This is a genomic window from Marisediminitalea sp., from assembly GCF_984433645.1.
The window spans coordinates 1-6738 of record NZ_CFIDRX010000213.1 but is presented as its reverse complement, the minus strand read 5'-3'; the positions used below and the strand labels follow the sequence as shown (position 1 = coordinate 6738).

The following is a 6738-nucleotide window of genomic DNA, read 5'->3' as shown; positions in this document are numbered from 1 at the left end:
GAATTTTCTGTTCCAGGTGCTGCATAGATCATGTTGCTTACTCCGGTAATCAATTATAAAAGCGTTGCCAGATTGTCGATTGCGCGGGAGGCATTGTTGCCTCCCACAACGGCATCGACGGCCGTAATACAAAGCTGCTTTCTGGCAATCAAGCAGCCTTAAAAATTAACAATGGCACCAACGGCAACAGTGTCTGCTTCTTCGGCACCCAGGATGCCGCTGAATTCGCTGGTTGAATATTCAACTGCGAAGGTCACGTTGCTGTTGTACGAATGGAACCACGCGGCTTGCATTGCTTCATGAGCAATGTAGTCAGCGTTCTCAACTTCATTTTCGCCGTAAGACAGGACAAAACGGTTTGCGTCCAGCGTGTAAGACGCTTGCAGTAAGTAGCCCTGACTGTCTAATTCGTTGTAATCAGTGTCATACATAGTGACTTGAGCCAGGCCTAATGCGGCTTCGGTTGGGCCAAGCAAAATACCGATACCTTCACCGCTGTAGCCTGATGCATGCAATGACACGCCACCAAAGCCCACTTTCACACCGTAAGACGTGCCCGTTGAGTCAACGTCGCCCATGGATGATTCAGAAGACTGATTCAGGAAGCCAACCCAGGCTGTTACTGAACCGCCGTCAAATTCTGTGCTGTAAGTCACCTCACCTTCGATACGAGGTACAGATTCTTCGCGGTCGGCGGCACCATTTACTGGTGATGGATCAACTAAAGCCACAGCGACTTTAAGACCACCGGCGAAGGTTGGAGAGGTATAGCGAATTTGAGAAGCCGGGAAGGGGTAGGTGTAACCTGAACCAATGTTACCGAACGATACGCCCTGGCCGTCAACCAGACCCAGGGTGTCGTTGACGTTGCCGTAACCAAGCAGAATTTCGTCAAGGAAGATGTTGCTGCGGTTAAACAGTGTAAAGTCTTTACCCAGCAAGACCTGACCCCAGTCAGCATCTAATGTGGCATAGAACTGACGTACGTCGATGCCGGTGCTGGTAACGCCTGTATTGGTGTCGTTAATGGTTACCCAAAACGATGAGCGGCCGCCGACTTTCATGTCGCCAACTTGTTTGCTGAAGCTCATACCCAGCCAGTTTGGCAGGAAGCCCATTTTTACGCGTGACTGTTCACGATCGCCATTTGGACCGCCATCAATCGATGAATTAACGTAAAATGTGTTAAAAGACGCGTCTACCGACACGGTTGCTACCTCTGCATCGTCATAAATGGTCACTGCGCCATTCGCTGAAGCCGCTGCAAGAGTAAGACAGGCAATGGATAGTGGTTTATACGCAAATTTCATGTTTTTCATGTGTAACCCTCGTTATATTTTTTTAAATTTTGCGCGGAGTAACACTTTTTTCTATCCCACTGTCACTCTCATCAAACGGTAGCGATTCGTTGCCGCCACTCTTTGGAATGAGTATTGTTTAGGCGAGGAAAATTGAGTACTCCACAAAGGAGCCTTTTGCGTCACACTTTAGTCGCCGATGAATGCTGGCCAAAAGAACTACTACCAAAGTGCTGGTTAAAACGGTGGGTTTTTAACTAGCTGTAAAGTGCTATTCTGAGCGCCCGTAAAGTCCTAAGAAAGGCACTGGCTTTTGCTGAGTTTGTTAACATAAAATGGTGACATCGCCAGAAATCACTAAGCCGGTTTATGAGTGTTGATTGATGTGTGCAGGACACCTGTGCAGACCAATTCACATTTATAAATAGGTCTATTATGAAAAAAATCGTTGTGGTTGGCGGCGGTGCGGGCGGTCTTGAGCTCGTAACCCGTTTAAGTAAAACCCTCGGCAAAAAGAAGCTGGCAGAGGTTATCCTGGTGGATCGCAGTCGCACTCACGTATGGAAGCCCCTGCTGCACGAAGTAGCTGCAGGCATCATCAACAAAGCGTCAGACGGCGTGGATTACCGCATGCACGCGGCTCAGCACCACTACCAGTTCCAACTTGGAAACATGAGTCATATTGACCGTGAAAACCAAAGCATTTATCTGGACCCACTTTACGATGATGACGGCGAGGAAATCCTGCCAGAACGTACGGTTGAGTACGATTATCTTGTGCTGGCATTTGGCAGTGTAACCAATGATTTTGGCACGTTAGGTGTAGCAGAGCATTGCTACTGCCTGGACTCGTTGGATCAGGCTGAGCGTTTCCACAGAGCCCTGTTAAATCAACTGCTTAAGATAAATCAGGATGGCGTGGACAAAGACAGAATCCACGTCGCTATTGTAGGTGCAGGGGCAACAGGTACAGAACTGGCTGCGCAGCTTCACCATGTGGCGAATCTCGCGCGTGCCTATGGTATGCCGGAGATGTCGGCTGAACGCTTGAAGGTATCGATACTGGAAGCCGGACCACGTATTTTACCTGCGTTGCCAGAGCGTATTGCCGCGTCGGCTCGCAAGGCACTGACCAAATTAGGCATTGATGTGCTGGAAGGAACACGCGTTGCACGGGTTGAAAAAGCAGGGTTTATTACCGCCGAAGAAACGCTCATCGAGGCCGATTTGATGGTGTGGTCTGCAGGCGTAAAAGTGCCTGATTTTATAGCAGATTTGAATATTTTTGAGCTGAACAGAGCAAATCAAATCCTGGTAACGCCGGAATTACAGAGTACAGTCGACAACAAGATTTTTGCGGTGGGTGACTGCTGTGGCGTGTTGCAGGAAAATGGCAAATGGGTGCCGCCGCGCGCGCAGTCCGCCCACCAGATGGCCAGTCTGGTGGCCAAAAATCTGGTCAATCTGTTTATGCATAAACCGCTGCAAACCTATACCTACACCGACTATGGCTCATTGGTGCACTTGAGTAAATACTCTACCGTGGGCAGCTTAATGGGCAAGCTGTCGAACAGCAGCATGTTTATTGAAGGAAGGCTCGCTAAGATGGTCTATATCTCTTTGTATAACATGCACTTATTTGCTGTTCATGGGTGGTTGAAAGGCGCGCTTATTTTGCTCACCCGAAAGGTGAGTAATTTGGTAAGTCCACGTCTTAAACTCCACTAAACTAAAAGGCCCGGTGTATGCCGGGCCTGCTTGTTTTCTAGCCTGCTATCAATGCACTGGCGGCTGCTTTGTGGCGTGAAATAAGGTCCGGTAAATCCAGGCCGTTGATTTGCCCATTAGTCACGCGCCATTCACCTTTTACCATGACATGTTCTGCTCGCTCTGCACCGCATAACAGCAGGGCTGCGATGGGATCGTGGGAGCCACTGAAACGCAGTTCATCCAGTCGAAAACAGGCTAAATCCGCGGCTTTGCCTTCGGCTATTTGGCCAATATCGTCGCGGCCTAACACAGTGGCAGAGCCGACGGTTGCCCAGCTGAGGACTTTCTCTGGGGTAATAGCCTGAGCGCCATATTTCAAGCGCTGTAAATACAACGCCTGGCGCGCTTCGTACATCAGGTTTGAGGCATCGTTAGACGCTGAACCATCTACGCCTAAGCCAATCGGCGCGCCGGCTTCAATGAGATCTAACGTGGGGCATATACCTGATGCCAGACGCATATTCGACACTGGGCAATGGCAAATACCTGTGCCGGCTGCACCTAAAAGGCGTATTTCGTCGTCGTTAAAGTGGATGCCGTGAGCTAACCAGGTACGGTCGCTTAGCCAACCCACACTCTCAAGATAATCAACCGTGCGCATGCCAAACATCTTCAGGCAAAACGCTTCCTCGTCGAGGGTTTCAGCCAGATGGGTATGCAAGCGAACGTCCTGCGCTTTGGCCAACTCTGCGCTTTGCTGCATGATTTCCCGTGTAACGGAGAATGGGGAACACGGGGCCAACGCAATTTGGATTTGCGCGTTTGGACCGCGTTCGTGGTATTGCTGAATCAGTCGTTCGCTGTCTTTTAGAATGGCTTCACCGGTCTGCACCGTATGTTGCGGCGGCAGGCCGCCATCGGCTTCTCCCAGACTCATCGAGCCGCGGGTGAGCATAGCCCGCATGCCCAGTTGCCTCACGACATCCACCTGAATATCAATGGCGTCGTTCAGGCCTTCCGGGAACAGGTAATGATGGTCGGCCGCCGTGGTACAGCCCGATAAGAGCAATTCAGCCATGGCGACCTGACTGGCCAAATGCAACGCTTCTGGCGTCAATCGAGCCCAGACCGGATACAGGGTTTGCAGCCACGGAAATAGTGGCTGATTTACTACCGGTGCCCAGGCACGGGTAAGGGTCTGATAAAAGTGGTGATGGGTGTTGATTAATCCGGGCAGAATAACCAGTCCTGAGGCATCAAATACCTCATCACAGGCAGTTTGCGGCTGCTTGTTGTTGTACAACAGGGACTCAATGACACCACCGCTGATCACTAATCCGGTAACCGGTTCGGCTGATTCAGGGGTGAAAATACAAAGGGGGTTTTTAATAAAAATGCGCTGAGTTGCAGGCATAACGATTCTCCATTCAATGTTGAGGTATGCCAGCTCAGTTATGCCCTGTCTGCTGATCCAGGGGAGTGTGTTGAACTCACTAATAGTGTACTTGATTGGGCGCTAAATTAAACCCTGAAAAACGACTTTGTGCGCGTTAATTAATTGTAAGTTTATTAACAATTTGGCGGTTGTCAGTGGCAATATTTAAGCGCGTTTTGCGGCGGTTTAAACCCGGAAAACTGAAGCCAAAAACAGCTGTTTGTAACATCTGATTAGCAAGTGTATTTCACTTTTTTAATTCGCCTGTATGGCAATCTGTCGCCAATTGATACCAAAGTACAGGTGTGTAAATCAGGTACCCCGGATGTCAGAATGTGTCGGTGGAGGGTTGGCTATTGCCAGCCAGGCGCCAACACTCAGAAACCAAATAATCATGCCGCTAAGGTAAGTGAATTCCAGGTAGTGGAATGACGAATTGAATAACACGAGTACTCCAAGCACACCTACAGCTATCCCCAGGATCTGCAGAATGGGGTGAAAACGTCGTTGGAATAGCAGGTAAACATTCATTAAGCACAACCAGACGTCAATGCCCCACTCAGTGCTGGCTCGCAATTTAATCAGTACCGAATAGATCGTCATGGTCTGCTGGGTAAGCTGTTGATGGGATTCGAAATGCTGCTGTAAAAACAGTTCGTTAGATAACGTCTCGATGGTAAACATAGCAATGTCGTGACACAAAGCCACATAGGCTACCAGCGTGCACAGTGTCGAGAATCCGCCCAGTGGCCGGGTGGTTTGCTTTACCAGCGTACGATTCAGAAATAAAACCGACAGACCCACTAACGGAAAGATAATAAAGTGCCATACGTGTAATAACACGCCGTATTGCTCAATAACCCGCAACCGGCCTTCGGGAAACACATAGATATCCGGTGCAATCCATTTCAGTGTGACCGCGCCAATAATGAAGCATGCTGCGCAAGTGAAAGCCGCGATAGCACCCTGTAGCTGAATTCTTCCCTGTGTCATTAACGCTGTCGCCGTGTTTTTTGCAAGCATTCAGTTTGCTCGCAGTTCATTTTCTGGCACATAATAAACCCAGACGGTCGTTTAGCCAAAAACAAGCAAGGAGTTAGCATGGTTGTTCAGGACATAAAAGCCTTTGTACCCTGCAAAAACTATGAGGTTTCAAAGGCGTTTTACGAGGAAATAGGCTTTTCATTGGCTTACGTAACCGATGATCTCACGCTCTGTGAAAGCGGTGAGTGTGCGCTGTTTCTGCAACGCTTCTATGAACCGGCGCTGGCGAATAATTTTATGCTGCAAATTTGTGTGGATAGTATTGAGCAGGCCTATGAGCGCTGTAGCAGGAGTCAGCACAAAACTAATCTCACAGAAGTCAAACAAGAGTCGTGGGGAAAGGTGTTCTATGTATGGGGGCCGAGTGGCGAGCTACTTCACGTCACTGAGCTAAACGAATACGCCAGATAGAAAAAAGCCGGATACTGAACGCATCCGGCTATTGTTATAAGCATGGTTAATGACTCGATTACTGCTTCACGCCTTCCACGTGCAGAGATAGTTCAACATGGGTCGATGCCGGGCCCAGGTTGTAGTCGATACCATAGTCTTTTAAAGCAATGGTCGTGGTGCCAGCGAAACCGGCGCGGTACCCGCCCCATGGATCTGCACCTTCACCAATTTTTTGCGCGTCAATAACGATAGCATTGGTTTTACCGTGCAGAGTAAAGTCACCATACACTTTTAATTTATTGCCACCCAGGTCTTCTACCTTGGTGCTGACGAATTTGGCTTCCGGGTATTTCTTTACTGACAGGAAATCACCGCCGCGTAAATGCTTGTCACGCTCAGCATGGTTTGAGTCGATGCTGTTGGTGTCGATGGTCACGGTAATGGAAGACGCCTCTGGCTTGGCCGGGTCGTAGCTGAAATTACCGCTGAAATCGTTAAAACGGCCAGTTAACCAGGAATAACCCAAGTGTTGAATTTTAAAGTTAACCGATGCGTGTGCACCATTGGTATCAATGACGTAGTCAGCGGCATTGGCAGCCAAAGATGACAATCCCAGTAATGCACCTATTACTAATTTTTTCATTTCACTCTCCTGTATTCTCAATAAAAAACGGTTTACCGGCGACGGCCCGTCATTTGCGACAAGGTGGCGTCCCGACTAATAAAATGGTGTTTGAATGCCGCCAAGGCGTGAATAACCACTAGCCCAATCAAACCGTATGCCGCGTATTCGTGAACTTCCCCGGCAATGTCTGATTGCTCGGCAAATAGCTCACCTGCGCCGGGCACAGTGAACCA

The 6738-nt window shown here is 49.1% G+C and carries 7 protein-coding genes; 2 read left to right on the top strand and 5 right to left on the bottom strand.

The genetic code is table 11. The annotated features are described in order from the left end of the window. Positions 1-158: 158 nt before the first annotated feature. Entirely contained in the window at positions 159-1319 is a 1161-nt protein-coding gene (locus AC4MRN_RS18655) for a porin (RefSeq protein ID WP_073317445.1), read from the bottom strand. Positions 1320-1733: 414 nt separating this feature from the next. Between AC4MRN_RS18655 and AC4MRN_RS18650 the strand changes: the two genes are divergently transcribed. Then, complete coding sequence (locus AC4MRN_RS18650) at positions 1734-3026, top strand: NAD(P)/FAD-dependent oxidoreductase (protein WP_155016272.1); 1293 nt, start codon at positions 1734-1736, stop codon at positions 3024-3026. Between the two features lie 37 nt (positions 3027-3063). On the opposite strand, the gene AC4MRN_RS18645 is transcribed toward AC4MRN_RS18650, so the two are convergent. After that, a complete protein-coding gene (locus AC4MRN_RS18645; protein WP_491204133.1) occupies positions 3064-4422 on the bottom strand; it encodes an 8-oxoguanine deaminase in 1359 nt (452 codons plus the stop codon). A gap of 333 nt (positions 4423-4755) precedes the next feature. Next, complete coding sequence (locus AC4MRN_RS18640) at positions 4756-5466, bottom strand: hypothetical protein (RefSeq protein ID WP_491204132.1); 711 nt, start codon at positions 5464-5466, stop codon at positions 4756-4758. A gap of 78 nt (positions 5467-5544) precedes the next feature. Between AC4MRN_RS18640 and AC4MRN_RS18635 the strand changes: the two genes are divergently transcribed. After that, a complete protein-coding gene (locus AC4MRN_RS18635) occupies positions 5545-5898 on the top strand; it encodes a VOC family protein (RefSeq protein WP_491204131.1) in 354 nt (117 codons plus the stop codon). 58 nt (positions 5899-5956) lie between these two features. Here the strand turns inward: AC4MRN_RS18635 and AC4MRN_RS18630 are convergent, their stop codons facing one another. Beyond that, positions 5957-6523 (bottom strand): YceI family protein, encoded by a 567-nt coding sequence (locus tag AC4MRN_RS18630; RefSeq protein ID WP_073317429.1) that lies wholly within the window; start codon positions 6521-6523, stop codon positions 5957-5959. Positions 6524-6555: 32 nt separating this feature from the next. After that, positions 6556-6738, bottom strand: a 183-nt coding sequence (locus AC4MRN_RS18625) for a cytochrome b (protein WP_491204130.1), incomplete at its 5' end; no start/stop codon positions are given.

Coding starts and splice junctions, on each gene's coding strand:
- AC4MRN_RS18655 (WP_073317445.1), bottom strand. CDS start 1,319: ATGAAAAACATGAAATTTGCGTATAAACCACTATCCATTGCCTGTCTT.
- AC4MRN_RS18650 (WP_155016272.1), top strand. CDS start 1,734: ATGAAAAAAATCGTTGTGGTTGGCGGCGGTGCGGGCGGTCTTGAGCTC.
- AC4MRN_RS18645 (WP_491204133.1), bottom strand. CDS start 4,422: ATGCCTGCAACTCAGCGCATTTTTATTAAAAACCCCCTTTGTATTTTC.
- AC4MRN_RS18640 (WP_491204132.1), bottom strand. CDS start 5,466: ATGCTTGCAAAAAACACGGCGACAGCGTTAATGACACAGGGAAGAATT.
- AC4MRN_RS18635 (WP_491204131.1), top strand. CDS start 5,545: ATGGTTGTTCAGGACATAAAAGCCTTTGTACCCTGCAAAAACTATGAG.
- AC4MRN_RS18630 (WP_073317429.1), bottom strand. CDS start 6,523: ATGAAAAAATTAGTAATAGGTGCATTACTGGGATTGTCATCTTTGGCT.